Origin of the sequence: Micromonospora sp. NPDC051300 (assembly GCF_044455315.1) — a bacterium.
Classification (GTDB): Bacteria; Actinomycetota; Actinomycetes; order Mycobacteriales; family Micromonosporaceae; genus Micromonospora; species Micromonospora robiginosa.
Genome location: NZ_JBITEP010000001.1, coordinates 324,675 through 345,849 on the forward strand (window position 1 = coordinate 324,675; position 21,175 = coordinate 345,849).

Here is a 21,175-nt window from a genome sequence, read left to right on the forward strand (position 1 = left end):
CTGCCCCGAACCGGATCGGAGGAGACGGTGGCGATCCAGCACGCCGTCCTGGCCCTGCTCGCCCGCGGGCCCAGCTACGGCTACGAGTTGAAGAGCGCGTTCGAGACGGCGGTCGGGCCGCAGTGGGGCCCGCTCAACATCGGTCATCTCTACCAGATCCTCGACCGGCTCTCCCGCGACGGACTGGTGGTTGCCGAACGGCACCCCCAGCCGGTCAAGCCCGACCGGGTGGTCTACGAGATCACCGGCGACGGCCGCGTCGAACTCGACCGCTGGCTGACCGCCCCCAGCCCGCGCAGCGGCGGCTTCCGGGACGACTTCTTCCTCAAGGTCACCGCCGCCGTTCGGTCCGGTCAGCCCGACGTCGTCCGCACCGTGCTCGCCAACCAGCGCGCCCACCTCATGCGGGAGCTGCGCAACCTCGACGGGCTGCGGCGCGGCGCCGACGACCCGGTGGTCCGGCTGCTGCTCTCGGCCGCCGGCCGGCACGTCGAGGCCGACCTGGCCTTCGTCGACGACGCCGAGGCGGCGCTGCTCGCCGACGGCGGCGCCACGCTCGCCGGCCTCGCCGCCGACGCCACCACCGCCGAGCCCCCCGCCGCCGGAGGCGGCCCGGCGCGCGCCGCCGGCTGAGCCGCCCCGACCCGCCGACGTGCGGGCGCCGCGATCAGGGCAGGCGGCGCAGGAAGCGGCCGGCCAGCTCGCGTACGCCGTCGGCGTCCAACTCCAGCGCCGGCCCGGCGACCGTCACCTCCGCCAGCGCCAGCCCCGGCACCTCGCTGTCCCGCCAGCCGCCGACGAACCAGGCCCGCTCCTCCTCGGCGAGCGCGACGTTCGCCGCGTCGAGCACCGCCGCCGGATAGGGCAGCCAGAACCGGAACTGGTGGGTGTGCGGCGGCGCCGGATGGACCCGGGCGCCGGGCAGCGCCGCCAGCGCCTCCGCCACCACCTTCGCGTGCCCCACGTAGCCGGCGAGCCGGGGCAGCTCCCGTTCCAGCCCGGCCAGCGCGGCCAGCGCCACCGGCCACTGCTGGAACAGCGTGCCGCCGTGGCGGTGCCGCCAGGCGCGGGCGTACCCGACCAGGTCCGCGTCGCCGGCCAGCACCGCGCCGGAGTGGCCGCCGAGCGACTTGTAGAGCGAGACGTACGTGCTGTCGGCGAGCGCCGCGACCTCGGCCGTCGAGTAGCCGAGATGGACCGTCGACTCCCAGAGCCGGGCGCCGTCGAGGTGCACCCGGGCGCCCCGCGCCCGCGCCGCCGCGACCACGGCGACCAGCTCGTCCCAGGTCGGCAGCACGAAGCCGGCGTCGCGCAGCGGCAACTCCAGGCAGAGCGTGCCGATCGGCTCGTCGAGCGCGGCCACCTCGGCGGCCGTCGGGTTGCGCGGCGCGGTCGTTGTGCGCACCGCCCGCACGCCGGTGAGCAGCGCGTACGCGTCCCGCTCGTGCAGCAGCGGGTGGCTCAGCGGGTGCAGGCCGACGCCGGGACGGCCGGTCAGCTCCGCGCCGTACCGCATCGCGACCTGCTGGGCCATCGTGCCGGACGGGAACAGCGCGGACGCCTCCGCGCCGAGCAGCTCGGCGACCCGCGCCTCCAGCTCGGCCACCGCGCCGCCCTCACCGTAGAAGTCGGGCAGTTCGTCGCCGGCCACCGCGGCCAGCGCGGCCACCTGCTCCCGCACCGTCGCCGGGCGTACGCCGGAGAGCATCGTCTCGCAGCCGCGCTGGGCAGCCAGCCGGCGCAGCCGCTCGGCGTACCCGTCGCTCATCGGTCCTCCCGGAGCCGGCCCAGCCGGGTCACCGCCTCGGCGAGCACCTCCGGCCGCTTGCAGAACGCGAACCGGACCAGCCGCCGGCCCGCCGCCACGTCGTCGTAGAAGACCTGCGTGGGCACCGCCACCACCCCGCACCGCTCCGGCAGGGCCCGGCAGAACTCCACCCCGTCCCGGCCGCCGAGCGGTGACACGTCGGCGGTGACGAAGTAGGTGCCCTCCGGCGCCAGCACGCCGAACCCGGCGTCGGCCAGCCCGGCGACCAGATGGTCCCGGCGGCGTTGCAGGTCGGCACGGAAGCCGGTGAAGTATTCGTCCGGCAGCCCGAGCGCCACCGCCACCGCGGGTTGCAGCGGACCCGCGTTGACGAACGTCAGGAACTGCTTCACCCGCAGCACGGCGGCGACCAGCGACGGAGGGCCGCTCACCCAGCCGACCTTCCAGCCGGTGCAGGAGAACGTCTTGCCGGCCGAGGAGACCCGCAGGGTCCGCTCCCGCATGCCGGGCAGCGTGGCCAGCGGCACGTGCGGCGCGGCGGCGTCGGTGAACGCCAGGTGCTCGTAGACCTCGTCGGTCACCGCGTACGTGCCGTGCTCCTGGCACAGCTCGGCGACCAGGGCCAACTCGTCGGCGGTGAAGACCTTCCCGGTCGGGTTGTGCGGCGAGTTCAGCAGCACCAGCCGGGTCCGCGGCCCGAACGCCGCCCGCAGCTCGGCCGGGTCGAAGGCGTACCGGCCGTCCGCGCCGGGGCGCAGCGTCACCGGGCGGCGCACCGCGCCGGCCAACGCGATCGAGGCCGCGTACGAGTCGTAGTACGGCTCGAAGCAGACCACCTCGTCACCCGGCTCGCAGAGCGCGAGGACGCTCGCCGCGATCGCCTCGGTCGCGCCGGCGGTCACCACGATCTCGCCGTCCGGGTCGTACTCCAGGCCCCAGAACCGCCGCTGGTGGGCCGCCACGGCCGCGCGCAGCGCCGGGATCCCCGGGCCCGGCGGGTACTGGTTGTGGCCGGTGCGCAGCGCCTCGGCGGCGGCGGCCAGCATCTCCGGCGGGCCGTCCGTGTCCGGGAAGCCCTGCCCCAGGTTGACCGCGCCGGTGCGCACGGCCAGCGCCGACATCTCGGCGAAGATGGTGGTGCCGAACGGCCGCATCCGGGCCACCAGCGGATCGGTCGTCGTCACGGCGGCCAGCCTACGGCCCGGCGCCGACGTCGCAAGCCCACCACCCACCCGTTCGCGGCGTCACCATCCGAAGCAGGTCGCTATCCAGTCCGTCGCGGTCGACTCCTGGGAGACGACCTTTCCGTCGATGGTGATCCGGCAGGTCACCCCGTCGCGTTGTTGGTTGTCGGCCACGGCGACGAGCTGCACCTGTTTCCGGTCGTTGGCGGTGAACGTCAGCCGCCACGGTGGCTTCATCCCGTCGACGTGGACGAAGTCGCCATTGGCGTCGTAGAAGTCGACGTTTGCCGCTCCCGTGCCGGTGACCTCGTACACCACGCTGAACCGGCCGGGCCCGCCTGAGGGGGTGGTGGCCGGCGCGGCCCGCGCCGGGGTGGCCGGTGCCGGAGCGGCAGGCGTCGGAGTCGGCTCGTCGGGGCCGTAGATGTAGGGCTCGTCGTAGGGCTCACCGGACGAGGTCACCCCGTCGACGAAGCCGCCGAGCACGCCCAGGCCGACGCAGCCGCAGAAGGCCAGCACCACCGCGACGACGACGGTGATCACCAGCCCGAGCACCCAACCCCTGCTCGACCGGCGCGGCGCCCCGCCGGGATACGCGTACGGCGGCGGGTAGGGCCCCGGCGGGTACGGCCCGGCGGGGTACGGCGGCGGCGGATACGGGGCGGCGGGGTAGGGCCCGGCCGGGTGCGGACCGGGCGGGTACGGCCCGGGCGGGTACGGCCCGCTCGGGTGCAGCGCCGGCGGCCATCCCGTCGCGCCGGGATCGTCGGTCGTGCCGGGTCGGCCGGCGGCGTCGGGTTCGTCCGGTGCGACCGGCCGGACGACCGGGTGACCGGTCCCGCCCGGCGGGGTGGTGCTCGTGCCCGGCGGGGTGTGCGGGCCGGGTGCGGCGGGTGGACCGGTGGGGTCGCTGCCGGGAGGTGCCCAGGGACTCGGCTCCGAGGGCGACCAGGGCGCGGGCGGGGTCCACGGCTGCGGCGCGGCCAGCGGATCCGGGGGCGTCCAGGCGGCGGGCTCCCCGGCGGCCGGCGCCGCGGCCGGTTCCGTCGGGCCGGGGGTCGGCTCGGGGGAGGGGGTCGTCTCGGACATCGGCTCAGCTCACAGGGGTACGGCGCGGACGACGCGGAGGGGGCGAGGCGGCCCCTCAATGTAGGCGCTCACCGCCATCCGCACGCCCCCGTCGTTCCGCCACGAGCGGCTCGGCCGAGATCTTGGTACGGAACGGCCCCCGGAAGGGCACTTTCGTACCACGATCCCCGAGGTTCTCGCGATGTGGATGGGTGATCCCGGGCGGTGGGGCGTTCGGGCGGGGCGTGCGCGTGGGGTGCGTGGTTTGTCCGGTGGGTGAGCTGGGGCGACCGGTTCGCTCACGGCCGGTGATCGTAAACCGGCCTTCCGCGCACGCGCGATGAGCGAAACTGGGTTAGGCTGCGGACCATGTGTGGAATCGTGGGTTACGCCGGTGCGCGCCCGGCGCTCGGCATCGTGCTCGACGGACTTCGGCGGCTGGAATACCGCGGCTACGACTCGGCAGGTGTCGCCGTCGTCTGCGACGACGAGCTGCTGACCGAGAAGAAGGCCGGCAAGCTGGCCAACCTCGAGAAGGTGCTCTCCGAGCGGGCCGCCGACAACCCCGAGGACTGCGCCGCCAGCCCGATCGGCATCGGCGACGGCACCACCGGAATCGGCCACACCCGGTGGGCCACGCACGGCGGCCCGACCGACCGCAACGCCCACCCGCACCTCTCCCCGGACGGCCGGGTCGCGGTCATCCACAACGGCATCATCGAGAACTTCGCGAAGCTGCGCACCGAGCTGGAGAACGAGGGCGTCGAGTTCGCCTCCGACACCGACACCGAGTGCGCCGCGCACCTGATCGCCCGTGCGCTGGCCGACCTGCGCTCTGCCGGTGAGGCCGACAGCCCGCAGTTGCTCGCCTCCGCCATGCGGGTCGTCTGCGAGCGGCTCGAAGGCGCGTTCACGCTGCTCGCGGTGGACGCCGCCATCCCCGGCGCGGTGGTCGGCGCCCGGCGCAACTCCCCGCTGGTGGTGGGCCGGGGCGACGGCGAGAACTACCTCGCCAGCGACGTGGCCGCGTTCATCGAGCACACCCGGGACGCCGTCGAGCTGGGCCAGGACCAGATCGTCCTGATCACGCCGGACAGCATCGAGATCACCGACTTCGCCGGCCAGCCGGCCAGCGGCAAGGACTTCCACATCGACTGGGACTCGTCGGCCGCCGAGAAGGGTGGCTACGACTGGTTCATGCTCAAGGAGATCGAGGAGCAGCCGCAGGCCATCGCCGACACGCTGCTCGGCCGGCTCACCGAGAGCGGTGAGATCGCGCTCGACGAGGTGCGCCTCAGCGAGCAGGACCTGCGCGACGTCGACAAGATCTTCATCGTCGCCTGCGGCACCTCCTACCACGCCGGGCTGGTCGCCAAGTACGCCATCGAGCACTGGACCCGGATCCCCTGCGAGGTGGAGCTGGCCAGCGAGTTCCGCTACCGCGACCCGGTGCTCGACCGGTCCACCCTGATCGTGGTGATCTCGCAGTCCGGCGAGACCATGGACACGCTGATGGCGCTGCGGCACGCCAAGGAACAGAAGGCCCGCGTGCTGGCCATCTGCAACACCAACGGCTCGACCATCCCGCGCGAGTCCGACGCGGTGCTCTACACCCACGGCGGCCCGGAGATCGCGGTCGCCTCCACCAAGGCGTTCCTCACCCAGGTCGTCGCCTGCTATCTGATCGGCCTGCACCTGGCCCAGGTGCGTGGCATCAAGTTCGCCGACGAGGTGGGCGCGGTGGTGTCCCAGCTCCAGGAGATGCCGGCCAAGCTGCGCGAGCTGCTGGACCGGATCGAGCCGGTCCGCGCGCTCGGCCGAGAGCTGAAGTCCGAGCCGACAGTGCTGTTCATCGGCCGCCACGTGGGCTACCCGGTGGCGCTGGAGGGCGCGCTGAAGCTCAAGGAGTTGGCGTACATGCACGCCGAGGGCTTCGCCGCCGGCGAGCTGAAGCACGGCCCGATCTCGCTCATCGACAAGGGCACGCCGGTGATCTGCATCGTGCCGTCGCCGGTGGGCCGGGGGATGCTGCACGACAAGGTCGTCTCCAACATCCAGGAGGTGCGCGCCCGGGGCGCCCGCACCATCGTGATCGCGGAGGAGGGCGACCAGGCGGTGGTCCGCTACGCCGACCACCTGATCTACGTGCCGCGTACGCCGACCCTGCTGGCGCCGCTGGTGACCACCGTGCCGCTCCAGGTGCTCGCCGCCGAGATCGCCGCGGCCCGGGGACACGACGTCGACCAGCCCCGGAACCTCGCCAAGTCGGTCACCGTCGAGTAGCTCCGACCGGCGCCACGGCCCCCTCCACCGCGCCACGGAGGGGGCCGTGGCCGTTCCCGGCGGCTCACCGGCCCAGCACGATCCGGGCCATCCCGTCCAGGGCCGGGTTGTCGGCGTCCCAGTAGCCGGTGTGGCCGCGCCGGGCGCTCGGGAAGTGCCGGCCGCCGAAGCCGGGCGCGCTCGGGTCCGCGCCGAACCAGAGCCGATCGGCGTGCGGATCCAGCACCGCCAGCGCCGGGCCGAGCGGCGTACCGGCCAGCACGGCGCGGCGGGCCAGCTCGTCCGGCTCGCGGGCCAGCCGGATCACGTCGTCCGGCGCGGTCGACGCCCACACCTGCCCGGCCGGCATCCGCAGGTCGCGGGCGTGCTCGACGCCCACCCCGGGTGACCCGACGAAGACCAGCGCGTCGGCGCCCAGCCCGTGGTCGCGGGCGGTGGCGCCCACCACCAGCGAGCCGTAGCTGTGCCCGAGCACCGTCTGCCGGGCCGGCGGCCCCTCGTGGGTGGCCCGCAGGCCCTCCTGGAACCGGTGCAGGGCCGGCCCGGCGTCCTCGGCCTGCCGGGCGCCGGCCGCCTCGGGGAGGAAGTCCGGCGCGTCGTAGTCGAGCCAGAGCACCGCGGCCGTCTCCTCGCCCGGCCCGATCGTGGCGCACCGCTGGAGTACCCGGGCGGCGCGGCCCAGCTCGGCGGGCGCGTCGGCGAGGTCGGCGGTCATGCCGGGTACGTAGGTCAGCACCGCGCCGGCCCGGTCCGGGTTGCCCAGCGCCACCACCGCCCGCCCGTCCCCGGCCGGATCGAACCCCAGCAGGTACGCCCGCGGTGCGCCGGTCGCGGCGAGCCGCTCGCCCAACCCGTCGAGGCCGCGCAGCGCCGCCTCCACCCGGGCCAGCCGGGCGCGCCGGGCCACCTCCGCCGGGCCGGCCGGCAGCGGGTGCCGCAGCGCCGACCGGCGGGCCAGCAACTCCTCCCGCCGGTCGGTGAGCAGCAGCCGGTTGGCCAGGTCACGGGCGCCGGCCGGCACCCCGTCGAGCCGACCGACGCGGCCCGGCTCGTGCCTGACCAGCCAGCGCCGCTCGGCCGGACTCAGCCCCGCCCACCATCGGCTCACCTCGGCCGGTCCGGCGCCGGGCCCCGGCCGCCGGGCGGGCGGAACAGTGACCCAGCCGGTGACCGCCACCGTGGCCAGCTCGCCGAGCCGGCCGGCCGCCTCGCGGTCCGCCGCATCCGCCAGCGCCAGCGCGCCACGGATCCCGGCCTGTGCCCGGACCACCGCCGGGCCGGCCCGGTCGACCGGGCGAGCCGGGTCGGCCCGGACCGCGCCGGTGCGGTCCACCGCCAGGCCGCCGCTCTCGGCCCGGGCCACCTCGGTGCCGAGCCGGGCCTTCGCCACACCCACCCGGGCGGCGAACTCGGCGAGCGCCTGGTCCACCTCGAACAGCGCGGGCAGCACGTCGGTGAGCGTGCCGCGCAGCTCGCCGATCCGCCGCCGCGCGGCCGTCGAGGCGGCGCCGGACCACCCGGGCCGCAGGACGTCGGCGTGGGCGCCCAGCCCGTCGGCCCGCCGGCGCACCGGGTCGGCGAGCCCGCGCCAGGCCGCGCCCGTGGCGAGCCAGGCCCCCGGATCGGCCCGCCAGAGCCGCGCGTAGCCGACCGGGCCGGCGGCGGTCGGCCGGGACCGCCCGCCGCCGGTCATCGCGTGGCCTCGACGAGACGGCGGGCGGCCCGCTCGTCCGCCGCCTCGTAGCCCTCCGCGCCACCGCGCAGCGCCTCGGCGGTGGCCGCCACCCGGGCCGCGAGCGCGCCGGACCAGCGCCGCACCGCGGCCTCCAGCTCGTCCAGCGCCGCGCCGGCCCGCCACCCGTCCGGTGGCGGCCCCACCGGGCCGGGCGCTCCACCCGGCCCGTGGGCCAGCCGGAACGCGTCGTCGGCCAGCCCTCGGGCCACCGCGCGCAGCACCTCCGGATCGACGGCGAACGGCTCCTCGACCACGACGACCTCCCCACCCCGCCGGCCCCACCGGCCGGTCCCGGACAGCGGGGACGCTAGGGCCGGCGGAACCGTCCGCGCGGGCCCTGTGGACAACGTCGCCGGTTGTCCACAGGCTCGTCGGTGGCCGGCCCGGGAGCCGGCTCGCCGGTAGGGTGAGGCTCGTGATCGGGGCCGATTCGGCCGGCGGGAGCGAACGGGGCGGGATGGCATGAGACCGGTGTGGCGGGTCGCGGACGTGCGCGCGGCGGAGGCGGGGCTGATGGCCACCCTGCCGCCCGGTGCGTTGATGCAACGGGCCGCGGCCGGGCTGGCCCGCCGCTGCGCGTTGCTGCTGGCGGACCGCGGCGGCGTCTACGGCGCCCGCGTGCTGGTGCTTGTCGGCTCCGGTGACAACGGCGGCGACGCGCTCTACGCGGGGGCCCGCCTGGCCGGCCGCGGCGCGGCTGTCGACGCCCTGCTCCTCACCCCGGAGCGGGCGCACGCCGAGGGTCTGGCCGCGCTGCGCGCCGCCGGCGGGCGGGTGGTCGACCGGCCGGCCGGCGTGGTCGACCTGGTGCTCGACGGCATCGTGGGCATCGGCGGCGCCGGCGGGCTGCGGGAGACCGCCGACCAGCTCGCCGCGAGCCTGACCGGTCGCCTCGGCCGGGACGGCGCCCGGGCGACGGTGGTCGCGGTCGACGTACCGAGCGGCGTCGAGGTGGACACCGGCCACGTCCCGCTGACCGACTCCGGGCGGCCCCGCGCGGTCCGGGCCGACGTGACTGTCGCCTTCGGCGCGCTCAAGCCGGCCCTGGTGGTCGGTCCGGCCGCCGAGCTGGCCGGGCAGGTCGACCTGGTCGACATCGGGCTGACGCCGTGGCTGCGCGGCTCGCCGGCCGTGCGCGTGACCGAGTGGTCCGATCTGGTCGACTGGTGGCCGGCGCTCGGCGCCTCGTCGGAGAAATACTCCCGGGGCGTCGTCGGGGTGGCCACCGGCTCGGCGACCTACCCCGGGGCCGCGGTGCTCTCCGTCGGTGGCGCGCTGGCCGGCCCCACCGGCCTGGTCCGCTACGCCGGCGGCGCGCGGGCCGAGGTGGTTCACCAGCACCCGTCGGTGATCGCCACCGGCGGGGTCGCGGACGCCGGCCGGGTGCAGGCCTGGGTGTGCGGCTCGGGGCTGGGCACCGGTGACGAGTCCGCCGCCGAGCTGCGCGCGGTGCTGGCCGCGCCGGTGCCGGTGGTGCTCGACGCCGACGCGCTGACGCTGCTCGTCGACGGCAAGCTCGCCGACCGGCTGCGCGGGCGCGACGCCCCGATCGTGGTGACCCCGCACGACCGGGAGTTCGCCCGGCTCTGCGGCGAGACGCCGGGCGAGGACCGGGTCGCGGCGGCCCTGCGACTGGCCGCCTGGATGAACGCGGTGGTGCTGCTGAAGGGCGACCGGACGATCGTCGGCACGCCCGACGGCCGGGCCTTCGTCAACCCGACCGGCACTCCGGCCCTGGCCACCGGTGGCACCGGCGACGTGCTGGCCGGGCTGCTCGGCTCGCTGCTCGCCGCCGGGCTGGCCCCCGAGCGGGCGGCCGCCGCGGCGGCGTACCTGCACGGGCTGGCCGGGCGGGAGGCGGCGCGCGGCGGTCCGGTGACCGCGCCCGACGTGGCCGCCGCGCTGCGTCCGGTGCTGGCCGGTCTGGGCTGATCGGGGTCCGGCCCGCGGGCCCGGCCGGGCGGCTCACGGCCACGATGATCACCGGCGGAAGTAGGCTGGGGGCATGTGGCAGTCGGAGGTGCGTGTCGATCTCGACGCGATCCGGGAGAACGTGGCCCGGCTCAAGGCCGGCACCAGCGCCGAGCTGATGGCGGTGGTGAAGGCCGACGGTTACGGGCACGGCATGGTGCCGGCGGCCCGCGCGGCGCTCGACGCCGGCGCGGACCAGCTCGGTGTCTGCACCCTCGACGAGGCGCTCCGGCTGCGTCAGGAGGGGATCACCGCCCCGGTGCTGGCATGGCTGCTCGATCCGGGCCTGCCGCTGCACGACGGGATCGCGGTCGGGGTCGACCTCGGCTGCGCCAGCCTGACCCAGCTCGACGAGATGATCGAGGCGAGCCGCCGGGCCGGTCGGCCGGCCCGGCTGCACCTCAAGATCGACACCGGGCTGTCCCGGGGCGGCGCCACGGTCGCCGACTGGCCGGCGTTGCTGGACGCCGCCGCGAAGGCCCAGGCCGACGGCCTGGTCGAGGTGGTCGGCGTGTGGAGCCACTTCGTGTACGCGGACTCGCCCGGCCACCCCACGACGGACCGTCAGCTCGCGATCTTCCACGAGGGGCTGGAGATGGTGACGCGGGCCGGCCTGCGGCCCCGCTACCGGCACCTGGCCAACTCGGCGGCCACGCTGACCCGGCCGGACACCCACTTCGACCTGGTCCGTCCCGGGATCGCGGTCTACGGGCTGTCGCCGATCGAGGGTGAGCGGTTCGGGCTGCGCCCGGCGATGACCGCCCGGGCCCGGGTGATGCTGACCAAGCGGGTCCCGGCCGGCACCGGCGTCTCCTACGGCCACACCTACCTGACCGACGCCGAGAGCAACCTGGCGGTGGTGCCGCTCGGCTACGCCGACGGGGTTCCCCGACACGCCTCGAACACCGGCCCGGTGCTGCTCGGCGGCGAGCGGCGGACCATCTCCGGCCGGGTCTGCATGGACCAGTTCGTGGTCGACTGCGGCGACGACGAGGTGGCCGCCGGCGACGTGGCGACGCTGTTCGGCAGCGGCGCGGACGGCGAACCCACCGCCGACGACTGGGCGGAGGCGGTCGGCACCATCAACTACGAGATCGTCACCCGGTTCGGCGGCGTGCGGGTGCCGCGCGTCTACGACGGCGAGCGGGCATGAGTCCCCGGGTGCCACGTCCACGGGGTGCCGCCGGCAAGGTCGCCGGGCTGGTCGGCGCCGCCGTCGGGGTGGCCGCCGCCGGGCTCGCGGCGGGCGTGGTCAGCGAGCGGGTGCTGGTCCGCCGGCTCAAGAACGACCCCGCCGACCGGTACGCCCACGAGGTCTTCGGCCAGCAGCGCCACGACGAGGCGTACCGGCTGGAGATGCCGGACGGCACCGACATCCACGTGGAGGTGGTCGAGCCGACCCGGCCGGTGGCCGGGCACCCGACAGTGGTGCTGGTGCACGGCTTCTGCCTGGACATGGGGACGTTCCACTTCCAGCGCGAGATGCTCGCCGAGCGGGGCGACTACCGGGTGGTCGCGTACGACCAGCCGGGGCACGGCCGGTCCGGGCGGCTGGAGACCGGCGAGTACGACCTGACCGCGCTGGGCCGCACGTTGCGCCGGGTGCTCGACGAGGTGGTCCCGGAGGGGCCGCTGGTGCTCATCGGGCACTCGATGGGCGGCATGACGATCATGGCGTTGGCCGAGCTGTACCCGGAGCTGTTCGGTGACCGGGTGGTCGGCACCGTGCTGATGGCCACCTCGGGCGGCCTGGCGGCGGAGACCAAGCTGGTGGCGCCGGCGCTGCTCGGCCGGGTCGGCGCGCCGGTGCTCTACATGATGAGCAACGCCACCCGCTACGGCGGCACGGTGATCGACAAGGCTCGCAAGTCGACCTCGAACGTGGCCTGGCTGCTCACCCGCAAGTACGGCTTCGGCACCCCGAAACCCAGCCCGGCCCTGGTGTCGTACGTGGAGATGATGAACTCCCGCACGTCGGCCGACACGGTCACCCGCTACCTGCGGACGCTCGCCACCCACTCGCGGTTCCCGGCGCTGGCCGCGTTGGCCGGCACGCCGGTGCTGGTGATCGTGGGGGACAAGGACATGATCACGCCGGTGACCCACTCGGAGGAGATCGTCCGGCGGCTGCCGGAGGCCGAGTTCGTGAAGATCCACGACAGCGGGCACGTGGTGATGCTGGAGCACGCCGACGAGGTCAACGCGGCGTTGGCACGGTTCCTGGAGTCCCTGTGAAGGTGGAGCTGAGGACCGTCGAGGACACCCACGCGTTCGGCAGGCGGCTGGCCGGCGTGCTGCGCGCCGGGGACCTGCTGCTGCTCAGTGGCCCGCTGGGCGCCGGCAAGACCGCGTTGACCCAGGGCGTCGGCGCGGGTCTCGGCGTACGCGGTGACATCACCTCGCCGACGTTCGTCATCGCCCGGGTGCACCGGCCGGACCCGGCGCGGGGCGGCCGGGTGACGCTCGTGCACGCCGACGCGTACCGCCTGGGGGAGTCCGCCGACCCGCGGGCCGAGATCGACGACCTCGACCTGGACGCCTCGGTGGACGACGCGGTCACCGTGGTGGAGTGGGGCGAGGGGATGGTCGAGCAACTCGTCGACACCCACCTGCGGGTGCGTATCGACAGGCACGACGACGACACCCGGGTGGTGACGCTGGAGCCGGTCGGCGGCGACTGGTCCGCCCGGCTGGCGACCCTCGACTGAGCGCTGTCGTACCCGCTGCCTAGAGTCCCGGGGACGACTGCGAAAGGTTGCCGATGCCCGACGACGCCCCCGCCCTCGACCTGTTGGCGCTCCTGCCCGAGCCGTGGCGGGAGGTCCTCGCCCCGCACCTCGACCCGGCCCGCACCGCGGCGCTCGCCGAGTTCGTCGCCGGGGAATACGCGACCGCCACGGTCTTCCCGCCGCTGGCGGACCTGTTCTCCGCCTACCGGCTGTGTGGGCCGGCGGAGACCCGGGTGCTCATCCTCGGGCAGGACCCCTATCACAAGGCCGGGCAGGCGCACGGGCTGAGCTTCAGCGTGCGTGAGGGCGTGTCGGTGCCGCCGTCGCTGCGCAACGTCTTCAAGGAGCTGGAGGCGGACCTGGGCGTGCCGAAGCCGCGCAGCGGCAACCTGGACGGCTGGGCGGCCCAAGGCGTCCTGCTGCTCAACTCGGTGCTGACGGTCCGCCAGGCCACGCCCGGCTCGCACGCCAACCGGGGCTGGGAGGAGTTCACCGACGCCACCATCAAGGCGCTCGACGCACTCGACCAGCGGGTGGTCTTCCTGCTCTGGGGTGGCTACGCGCGCAAGAAGGCGGCGCTGGTCACCAACCCGCGGCACGTGGTGCTGGAGGCCGGGCACCCCAGCCCGATGAACCCGAAGGGCTTCCTCGGCAGCCGACCGTTCAGCGCGGCCGACAAGGCGCTCGCCGACGCGGGCCTGCCCCCGGTGGACTGGTCCCGCTCAGCCGGCTGACCCGCCGGCGGCGTCCGCCGCCAGACGTTGCCGGTGCCGGCGCAGCAGATCGGCCGCACGTCGGTCGGTCACCTCGACCTGGACCAGCGGCTCGACCGGATAGGTCCGCCCGCCCAGTCGCACCTCGATCGGCGCGGGCAGTTCCTCGACCATCCGGGCCCGCAGCTCACCGTGGCGGGTCCGCCAGCGGTGCGCGCCCGGCTCCTCGGGCTCGTGGCGCACGCCGCCCCACTCCTCCCAGCGGGCGTTCCACCGTTGCGCGTGGGTTCGTTCCAGGAACGCGGCGAACGCCGGGGAGTCCCGCCAACGCGCCGCGATCTCGACCGCCTCCACCGGAATCGGCGCGCCCTGCAACACCGCCGCCGTGCTCCCGGTCAGCACGTACGGCAGGTCGCCGAGCGCGGTCAGCAGGCGGTCGAGCCCGAGATGGTCGAGCCGCTCGGCCAGGTCGACCCCGGCCGTCTCGTCGAGCGCCGCGTCGAGGTGGCTGTCCAGTGGCTCGACCTCGACGCGGAGCTGACGGTCGAGCGCGGTGAGCAGGCGCTCCGCGGTGGTCAGGCTGGGCAGCCGGTCGCCTCGCTCGATCCGGGCGATGGCGGCCTGGCTGAGCCCGGCGCGGGCGGCCAGCGCCTGCTGGGTGAGTCCGGCCCGTTCGCGCTCGTGCCGTAGGGCGTGGGCGAACTGCCGAACCAGGCGACTCTCCGTCATCCCCGCAGAATGGCAGTTCACTTTCGAGCGGTATACCTCTGGGTCATAATTATGACCCAGAGGTATACCGCTGAAAGGCGATGTCTTCCCCAGCGGCGCTACCGAGCGTGACGGCATGGGGCAGGAGAGGCCGGTCGGAGCGGCGGCTAGGCTGGTTCACCGTGCTCGTACTGGTGGTTGACTCCTCGACGCCCGCGGTGACCGCGGCGCTGGTCGAGGTCTCGGCGGTGGGCGTCGCGCTCCGCGCGTCCCGGTGCACCGTCGACGCCCGGGCCCACGGCGAGTTGCTCGCGCCGCAGGTCGACGCCGTGCTCGCCGACGTCGGCGCGCGCCCGGCCGACCTGGCCGCGATCGTCGCCGGGCTCGGCCCCGGCCCGTTCACCGGGCTGCGGGTCGGCCTGGTCACCGCCGCCACCATGGGCCAGGTGCTCGGCGTCCCGACGTACGGCGTCTGCTCCCTGGACGGCCTCGGCCGGCCGGCGGAGGACGGCGACGAGACGGTGCTGGTGGCGAGCGACGCGCGGCGGCGCGAGGTCTACTGGGCCGTCTACGACGGCGCCGGCCGGCGTGTCGCCGGGCCGGACGTGGCGGCCCCGGCGGTCGTCGCCGAGCGGGCCCGCGAGATGGCGGTCACCGTCGCGGTGGGCGACGGCGCGCACCGGTACGCCGACGTGCTCGGGCTGCTGGTGCGGGACGAGCCGCGCTACCCCGACCCGCTGGCGCTGGCCGGGCTCGCCGCGTCGCGGATCCGCGCGGGCGGGCCCGGCGAGGCGCTCACCCCGCTCTACCTGCGCCGCCCGGACGCGGTGGCGGCCACCGGCCACAAGCCGGTCCTGCGATGAGGCTGGGCCGGTTCCGCTGGTGGCACGTCGAGGAGGTGCTGCCCATCGAGGCGGACCTGTTCGGCGCCGAGCAGTGGACCCCTGGCATGTTCTGGAACGAGCTCGCCAACGGGCACTTCTACCTGGTCGCCACCGACGACGACGGCAGTGTGGCCGGCTACGCCGGGCTGGCCGTCGCCCCGCCGGACGAGGCGTGGGTGCAGAACATCGCGGTCCGCCGGGACGCCCAGCGCCTGGGGATCGGCCGGCTGCTGCTGGAGGCGCTGCTCGCCGAGGCGGCCCGGCGGGGCGTCCGCAGCACACTGCTGGAGGTCGCGGCGGACAACGCCCCGGCGCAGCGGCTCTACGCCACCCACGGCTTCGAGCCGATCGGGGTACGGCGCGGCTACTACCAACCGAGCAACACCGACGCGCTGGTCATGCAGCGCACCGAGGACTGACGGGCATGGCTGACGAACCACTGGTCCTCGGCATCGAGACCTCCTGCGACGAGACCGGCGTGGGCATCGTGCGCGGGCACACGCTGCTCGCCGACGCGCTGGCCTCCAGCGTCGAGGAACACGCCCGGTTCGGCGGCGTGGTGCCCGAGGTGGCCAGCCGGGCCCACCTGGAGGCGATCGTGCCGACCATGGACCGGGCGCTGCGCGAAGCAGGCGTCACCATCGCCGACATCGACGCCATCGCGGTGACCTCCGGACCGGGCCTGGCCGGGGCGCTGCTCGTCGGCGTCGCCGCCGCCAAGGGGTACGCGGTGGCCGCCGAGAAACCGGTCTACGGCGTGAACCACCTCGCCGCGCACGTGGCCGTGGACACGCTGGAGCACGGGCCGCTGCCCGAGCCGGCGATCGCGCTGCTGGTCTCCGGTGGGCACTCCTCGCTGCTGCGCGTCGACGACCTGGCCCGCGAGGTCGTCCCGCTCGGCGCCACCATCGACGACGCGGCCGGGGAGGCGTTCGACAAGGTGGCCCGGCTGCTCGGGCTGCCGTTCCCCGGCGGGCCGTACATCGACCGGGAGGCGCGGGCCGGCGACCCGGCGTCGATCGTGTTCCCGCGCGGCCTGACCGCCGCGAAGGACCTGGCCGCCCACCGGTACGACTTCTCCTTCTCCGGCCTGAAGACGGCGGTGGCCCGCTGGGTGGAGGCGCGGCAGCGGGCCGGCGAGCCGGTGCCGGTGGCCGACGTGGCGGCCTCGTTCCAGGAGGCGGTCTGCGACGTGCTGGTCGGCAAGGCGCTGGACGCCTGCCGCAGCAGCGGGATCGACACGCTGGTGATCGGCGGCGGGGTGGCGGCCAACTCGCGACTCCGGGCGATGGCCGAGCAGCGGGCCGCCAAGCACGGCGTCCGGGTGCGTACGCCCCGGCCGAAGCTCTGCACGGACAACGGCGCGATGGTGGCGGCGCTCGGTTCGCACCTGGTCGCCGCGGGGGTCGCCCCGAGCCGGCTGGACCTGCCGGCCGACTCGGCGATGCCGCTGACCGTGGTCAGCGTCTGACCGGGGAGGAAACCGACATGATCGTCCGGATGTGGGAGGCGAAGGCCGAGCCGTACGGCTTCGCCGACCTGATCACCTGGGTCTGCGAGACCGCGCTGCCCGAGTTCGAGCACGACCCGATGCACGTGGCCAGCGAGGTGTTCTCCTCCACCGACCACCGGCTGGTGGTGATCTCCAAGTGGCGGAACAACCCGCGCGACCTCCCCGAGCCGCCCATGCGGCTGGTCGCCCGCCCGCCGCACAGCTGGGACTTCACCGAGGTCGACCGCTAGAGCTGTCCCGCGGGGCGGGCCGGCGCGGCGGCCCGGAATTGGTTGGCGTCCTGGACGGACCGCCACCTAGCGTCGGTGGGTCATGCGCTTCTCACCGGCCGGCGATCCCGGCACCCCCGACGCGCGGTCCGCCACCCGCTACCTGGTGTGGCTCGCCGGGCGACATCCCGTCTACTTCGGCGGCGGCATCACGCTGGGCGTGATCTGGATGCTGGCCCAGGCCCTGGTGCCGGCCGCGATCGGGCGGGCGGTGGAGGCCGGGCTGGCCCAACGCGACCCGGACGCGCTGCTGCGCTGGGCCCTCGCCCTGCTCGGGCTGGGCCTGGTCCAGGCCGGCGCCGGCATCCTGCGGCACCGCTGCGCGGTGCACAACTGGCTCGGCGCCGCCTACCGCACGGTCCAGGTCACCGTGGACGCCACCAACCGGCTCGGCGCGGCGCTGCCCCGCCGGGTCGCCGCCGGCGAGGTGGTGAGCATCGGCACCTCCGACATCGAGCACATCGGCGGCGCGATCGACATCACCGCCCGGGGTGCCGGGTCCGTGGTCGGCATCGTCACCGTCGCGGTGATCCTGCTCGACGCGTCCCTGCCGCTCGGTCTCGTGGTGGTGCTCGGCGTGCCGTTGCTGATGGCGCTGGTCGGGTTGCTGATCCGGCCGCTGCACCACAAGCAGGCGGCCTACCGGGAGTCGACCGGCCGGCTCACCGCCCGGGCCGCGGACATCGTCTCCGGCCTGCGGGTGCTGCGCGGGGTGGGCGGGGAGCCGGTGCTGGCCGCTCGCTACCGGGAACGGTCCCAGGCGTTGCGCGCGGACGGCCTGCGGGTGGCCCGGGTGGAGTCGCTGCTCCAGGCCGCGCAGATCCTGCTGCCCGGCGTCTTCGTGGTGCTGGTGACCTGGCTCGGCGCCCGGTTCGCGCTGCGCGGCGAGATCACCGCCGGCCAGCTCGTGTCGTTCTACGGCTACACCGCGTTCCTGGTCAGCCCGCTGCGTAACCTCACCGAGGCGGCCGACAAGCTGACCCGGGGGCACGTCGCGGCCCGCCGGGTGGTCCGGCTGCTGCGGCTCGCGCCGGAGTTCACCGACCCGGCGCGCCCGGTGCCGGTGCCGGCCGGCCCCGGTGAGCTGGTGGACGTGCGCTCCGGGCTGGTGCTGCGGCCGGGCCGGCTCACCGCGCTCGCCGCCACCGCGCCGCAGGACGCCGCCGAGATCGCCGACCGGCTCGGCCGGTACGTCGACGGCGACGTGACGCTGCACGGCGTACCGCTGCGGGACGTGGCGCTGGCGACGGTGCGCGAGCGGATCCTGGTGGCCGACAACGACGCGCAACTGTTCAGCGGCGTGCTCCGCGCGGAGCTGGACCCGCACGACCGGGCCGATCGGGCCACGGTCGAGGCGGCCCTGGTCGCGGCGAGCGCGACAGACGTCGTCGAGGCGTTGCCCGGCGGCCTGGACGGCGCGGTCGCCGAGCGCGGCCGGGAGTTCTCCGGCGGGCAGCGGCAGCGGTTGCGGCTGGCCCGTGCGCTTGTCGCCGACCCGGAGACGCTGATCCTCGTCGAGCCGACGAGCGCGGTGGACGCGCACACCGAGGCGCAGGTCGCCGACCGGTTGGGCGCGGCCCGGCCCGGTCGCACCACGCTCGTCTGCACCACCAGCCCGCTGGTGCTCGGCCGGGCCGAGCACGTGGTCTTCGTGGAGGACGGCAAGGTCGTCGCCGAGGGCCGGCACGAGGATCTGCTCGCCACCGAGCCCCGGTACGCGGCCACGGTGAGCCGGGAGGAGGACCGATGAGCAACGCGCTGCCCGTCGCCGACGGCGCGCGGGTCCGCCGGTACGTACGGGAGCTGGTCCGCCGGCACCCGCGCGGCCTGGCCACCGTGCTCGGCCTGCACGCGCTGGCCGCGGCGGCCGGGCTGGTCACCCCGCGCCTGCTCGGCGACCTGGTCGAGGGCATCTCCCGGGGTGTCGCGGCGACCACGGTCGACCGGGTGGTGGCCGCCATCGCCGTGTTCGTGGTGGTGCAGTCGGTGCTGGTCCGCTTCGCGCACCTGGCCTCCGCCCGGCTCGGCGAGCGGGTCCTCGCCGAGCTGCGCGAGGAGTTCGTCGACCGGGTGCTCGCGCTGCCGCTGTCCACCGTCGAACGGGCCGGCACCGGTGACCTGCTCACCCGCACCTCGCGGGACGTCTCCGCGCTGTCCCGGACGGTCCGCTTCGCCGGGCCGGAGACGCTCATCGCGGCGCTGACCGTCCTGTTGATCCTCGGCGCGCTGGTGCTGACCGGGCCGCTGCTGGTGCTGCCCAGCCTGCTCGCGGTGCCGGTGCTCGTCGCCGGCACCCGGTGGTACCTGCGCCGCGCACCGCAGGGCTACCTGCGGGAGAACGCCGCCTACTCGGACATCACCGACGGGATCAGCGAGACGGTCGAGGGGGCGCGGACCACCGAGGCGCTGCGCCAGGCCGTCCGCCGCCGGGCCCGGGGCGACGCGGACATCGAGCGGTCGTACGCGGCCGAGCGCTACACGTTGTTCCTGCGCACCGTCTTCTGGCCGGTGGCGGAGTTCGGCTATCTGGTGCCGATGGTGGCCACCCTGCTCATCGGCGGCTGGTTCCACCTCAAGGGCTGGGCCAGCCTGGGTCAGGTCACCGCCGCCACGCTCTACGCCCAGCAGCTCACCGACCCGATCGAGCGGTTGCTCGGCTGGCTGGACGAGTTCCAGGTGGGTGGCGCCTCGCTGGCCCGGCTGCTCGGTGTGGCCGTCGAGCCGGACGACCGGCCCGCGGCGCTCACCCGCCCGGGCCGGCGGGACGTCGACGGTCGGCTGGCCGCGCACGACGTCCGGTACGCGTACCGGCCCGGCCACGACGTGCTGCACGGCGTGACGCTGGTGCCCCGGCCGGGGGAGCGGCTGGCCATGGTGGGTCCGTCCGGCGCGGGCAAGTCGACGCTGGGCCGGCTGCTGGCCGGCGTGCACACCCCGAGCGCCGGCACGGTGACCGTCGACGGTCGACCCCTCGCCGACCTGCCCCTGGACGGGCTGCGGACCCATGTCGCGCTGGTCAGCCAGGAGCACCACGTGTTCATCGGCACGCTCGCCGACAACGTGGCGATGGTCCGCCCGGCGGCCGACCCGACCGAGGTGCGTGCCGCGTTGGCGGCCGTCGACGCGCTGGACTGGGCGCGGGCGCTGCCGGCGGGGCTGGACACGGTCGTGGGCGCGGGCGGGCACCCGCTCACGCCGGCGCAGGCGCAGCAGCTCGCGCTGGCCCGGCTGGTGCTGGCCGACCCGCACACGCTGGTGCTGGACGAGGCCACCTCGCTGATCGACCCGCGGGCCGCCCGGGCCCTGGAGCGGTCGCTGGCCGGGGTGCTGCACGGGCGGACCGTCATCGCCATCGCGCACCGGCTCTTCTCCGCGCACGACGCGGACCGGGTAGCGGTGGTGTCCGACGGCCGGATCGTGGAGCTGGGGTCGCACGACGAACTGGTCGCCGCCGACGGCTCCTACGCCGCCCTCTGGCGCTCCTGGCACGGCTGAGGGGTAAGGAGGGGCCCCTTCCTAACGCCTGGCGTAGAGGAAGGGGCCCCGCTTGACACCGCTTGCTCACGAGCGACGCATCAGCCGCCAGGTCGTGTACCCGCCGGTGCCCAGCGCGATCAGGAAGACCGCCCACACGATCCCGGTGCTCACCTGGAGGCCGCCGCCGCTGGAGGCGTTGGCCTGGGCGGCGGCGACGAGCGAGTCGCTCTGCGCCGCCGGAATCGCGGGCGGCGGGAGCTGCTGCCAGCGGACCAGTCCGGTGCTCTCCAGCATGGTCATGTGGTCGTTGACGAACTTGTTGGCGTCCTCGGCGAGCTTGCGCACGACCGGGTCCTTGGTGCTGGCCCGGACCGCCCCGATCACCGGGAAGATGTTGCCGTGGGCGACCCGGAGCCGGGTGACGAAGATCTGGTCGAACTGGGCGCCGTTGGCGTTCTGCATCTCCGTCAGCCACCCCTTCTGCTGGGTCGTCGGCTCCGCCGGCAGCACCGCGCCCAGCTTGTTGGCCGCCTCGACCACCAGTTGGTCCAGCACGCCGTGCTGGCGGGCGATCTCCGCGCCGACCTCCCGGACCCGGGGGGACTTGCCCTTCTCGGCGGCCATCGTCCCGGCCGGCATCTCCCAGAGCCCGGCCAGCCGGACGCCGTTGAGCAGCGTCATGTCGGCGGCGTTCATCTGCACGCCGGGATTGGGCGCGGCAAGTGCCGCGCCCGGAAGAACGCCGATCCCCGCGCCGATCACGACGAGCAGCAGGGTCACCCGGCGCGCCAGCCGGCGACGTGCGGATTCCAGCGATGCCATGGTTGGGTTGCCTCCTCGGTCCGGACCGCTACGCGGGTCGCGGACGACCGA

Annotated in this window: 19 protein-coding genes and 1 pseudogene; 13 read left to right on the plus strand and 7 right to left on the minus strand. The window is 75.3% G+C overall.

All coding sequences use genetic code 11. The annotated features are described in order from the left end of the window. Nucleotides 1-27 precede the first annotated feature (27 nt). The gene (locus ACIA5A_RS01665; RefSeq protein ID WP_396755338.1) at nt 28-633 is read left to right on the plus strand and encodes a helix-turn-helix transcriptional regulator; all 606 of its coding nucleotides are present in this window, start codon (nt 28-30) and stop codon (nt 631-633) included. A gap of 34 nt (nt 634-667) precedes the next feature. On the opposite strand, the gene ACIA5A_RS01670 is transcribed toward ACIA5A_RS01665, so the two are convergent. Genes ACIA5A_RS01670 through ACIA5A_RS01680 form a run of 3 tightly spaced genes read right to left on the minus strand, consistent with a single transcriptional unit; the run spans nt 668 to nt 4,041 of the window. Continuing rightward, the gene (locus ACIA5A_RS01670; protein ID WP_396755340.1) at nt 668-1,768 is read right to left on the minus strand and encodes a threonine aldolase family protein; all 1,101 of its coding nucleotides are present in this window, start codon (nt 1,766-1,768) and stop codon (nt 668-670) included. Then, nucleotides 1,765-2,952, minus strand: a complete 1,188-nt coding sequence (locus ACIA5A_RS01675; RefSeq protein ID WP_396755342.1) for a pyridoxal phosphate-dependent aminotransferase — start codon at nt 2,950-2,952, stop codon at nt 1,765-1,767. The genes ACIA5A_RS01670 and ACIA5A_RS01675 overlap by 4 nt, the downstream gene beginning before the upstream one ends. A 60-nt stretch (nt 2,953-3,012) precedes the next feature. Further along, a complete protein-coding gene (locus ACIA5A_RS01680) occupies nt 3,013-4,041 on the minus strand; it encodes an MmpS family transport accessory protein (protein WP_396755344.1) in 1,029 nt (342 codons plus the stop codon). A 348-nt stretch (nt 4,042-4,389) separates the two neighbouring features. Here ACIA5A_RS01680 and glmS point away from each other — a divergent pair, with 348 nt between their 5' ends. Continuing rightward, complete coding sequence (glmS, locus tag ACIA5A_RS01685; protein WP_396755346.1) at nt 4,390-6,303, plus strand: glutamine--fructose-6-phosphate transaminase (isomerizing); 1,914 nt, start codon at nt 4,390-4,392, stop codon at nt 6,301-6,303. 64 nt (nt 6,304-6,367) lie between these two features. Here glmS and ACIA5A_RS01690 read toward each other — a convergent pair whose 3' ends face one another. Together ACIA5A_RS01690 and ACIA5A_RS01695 are read right to left on the minus strand one after the other, a co-directional pair. Continuing rightward, nucleotides 6,368-7,996: an alpha/beta hydrolase gene (locus tag ACIA5A_RS01690; protein ID WP_396755348.1), complete on the minus strand. Its 1,629-nt coding sequence runs from the start codon at nt 7,994-7,996 to the stop codon at nt 6,368-6,370. Continuing rightward, the gene (locus tag ACIA5A_RS01695; protein WP_396755350.1) at nt 7,993-8,292 is read right to left on the minus strand and encodes a hypothetical protein; all 300 of its coding nucleotides are present in this window, start codon (nt 8,290-8,292) and stop codon (nt 7,993-7,995) included. The genes ACIA5A_RS01690 and ACIA5A_RS01695 overlap by 4 nt, the downstream gene beginning before the upstream one ends. Before the next feature lie 208 nt (nt 8,293-8,500). Here ACIA5A_RS01695 and ACIA5A_RS01700 point away from each other — a divergent pair, with 208 nt between their 5' ends. The 5 genes from ACIA5A_RS01700 (at nt 8,501) to ung (ending at nt 13,472) form a co-directional block, all read left to right on the plus strand. Next, a complete protein-coding gene (locus ACIA5A_RS01700) occupies nt 8,501-9,970 on the plus strand; it encodes an NAD(P)H-hydrate dehydratase (RefSeq protein ID WP_396755352.1) in 1,470 nt (489 codons plus the stop codon). Nucleotides 9,971-10,043: 73 nt separating this feature from the next. Beyond that, nucleotides 10,044-11,162, plus strand: coding sequence for an alanine racemase (gene alr / locus ACIA5A_RS01705; RefSeq protein WP_396755354.1), 1,119 nt, complete (start codon nt 10,044-10,046; stop codon nt 11,160-11,162). Then, nucleotides 11,159-12,244: an alpha/beta fold hydrolase gene (locus tag ACIA5A_RS01710; protein WP_396755356.1), complete on the plus strand. Its 1,086-nt coding sequence runs from the start codon at nt 11,159-11,161 to the stop codon at nt 12,242-12,244. Before alr ends, ACIA5A_RS01710 begins: the two co-directional genes overlap by 4 nt. Before the next feature lie 2 nt (nt 12,245-12,246). Beyond that, on the plus strand, nt 12,247-12,717 hold the full coding sequence (gene tsaE / locus ACIA5A_RS01715; RefSeq protein ID WP_396755358.1) for a tRNA (adenosine(37)-N6)-threonylcarbamoyltransferase complex ATPase subunit type 1 TsaE: 471 nt from the start codon (nt 12,247-12,249) through the stop codon (nt 12,715-12,717). Nucleotides 12,718-12,770: 53 nt separating this feature from the next. Further along, complete coding sequence (gene ung, locus ACIA5A_RS01720; protein WP_396755360.1) at nt 12,771-13,472, plus strand: uracil-DNA glycosylase; 702 nt, start codon at nt 12,771-12,773, stop codon at nt 13,470-13,472. On the opposite strand, the gene ACIA5A_RS01725 is transcribed toward ung, so the two are convergent. After that, on the minus strand, nt 13,461-14,180 hold the full coding sequence (locus tag ACIA5A_RS01725) for a helix-turn-helix domain-containing protein (RefSeq protein WP_396755362.1): 720 nt from the start codon (nt 14,178-14,180) through the stop codon (nt 13,461-13,463). The two genes, ung and ACIA5A_RS01725, sit on opposite strands and share 12 nt — an antisense overlap. Nucleotides 14,181-14,341: 161 nt before the next feature. Between ACIA5A_RS01725 and tsaB the strand changes: the two genes are divergently transcribed. From tsaB to ACIA5A_RS01755, 6 genes and pseudogenes are all read left to right on the plus strand, one after another. Then, nucleotides 14,342-15,022, plus strand: a complete 681-nt coding sequence (tsaB, locus tag ACIA5A_RS01730; RefSeq protein ID WP_396755364.1) for a tRNA (adenosine(37)-N6)-threonylcarbamoyltransferase complex dimerization subunit type 1 TsaB — start codon at nt 14,342-14,344, stop codon at nt 15,020-15,022. Continuing rightward, nucleotides 15,019-15,462 (plus strand): ribosomal protein S18-alanine N-acetyltransferase, encoded by a 444-nt coding sequence (gene rimI, locus ACIA5A_RS01735; RefSeq protein ID WP_396755366.1) that lies wholly within the window; start codon nt 15,019-15,021, stop codon nt 15,460-15,462. The genes tsaB and rimI overlap by 4 nt, the downstream gene beginning before the upstream one ends. 5 nt (nt 15,463-15,467) lie before the next feature. Continuing rightward, a pseudogene (gene tsaD, locus ACIA5A_RS01740) lies at nt 15,468-16,531 on the plus strand (tRNA (adenosine(37)-N6)-threonylcarbamoyltransferase complex transferase subunit TsaD); the annotation flags it as partial. After that, entirely contained in the window at nt 16,532-16,786 is a 255-nt protein-coding gene (locus tag ACIA5A_RS01745) for a hypothetical protein (protein WP_181570278.1), read from the plus strand. Nucleotides 16,787-16,868: 82 nt separating this feature from the next. After that, nucleotides 16,869-18,575 (plus strand): ABC transporter ATP-binding protein, encoded by a 1,707-nt coding sequence (locus ACIA5A_RS01750; RefSeq protein ID WP_396755368.1) that lies wholly within the window; start codon nt 16,869-16,871, stop codon nt 18,573-18,575. Then, complete coding sequence (locus tag ACIA5A_RS01755) at nt 18,572-20,320, plus strand: ABC transporter ATP-binding protein (RefSeq protein ID WP_396755370.1); 1,749 nt, start codon at nt 18,572-18,574, stop codon at nt 20,318-20,320. Before ACIA5A_RS01750 ends, ACIA5A_RS01755 begins: the two co-directional genes overlap by 4 nt. A 66-nt stretch (nt 20,321-20,386) precedes the next feature. On the opposite strand, the gene ACIA5A_RS01760 is transcribed toward ACIA5A_RS01755, so the two are convergent. Then, the gene (locus ACIA5A_RS01760) at nt 20,387-21,124 is read right to left on the minus strand and encodes a DUF4142 domain-containing protein (RefSeq protein ID WP_396755372.1); all 738 of its coding nucleotides are present in this window, start codon (nt 21,122-21,124) and stop codon (nt 20,387-20,389) included. Nucleotides 21,125-21,175 lie beyond the last annotated feature (51 nt).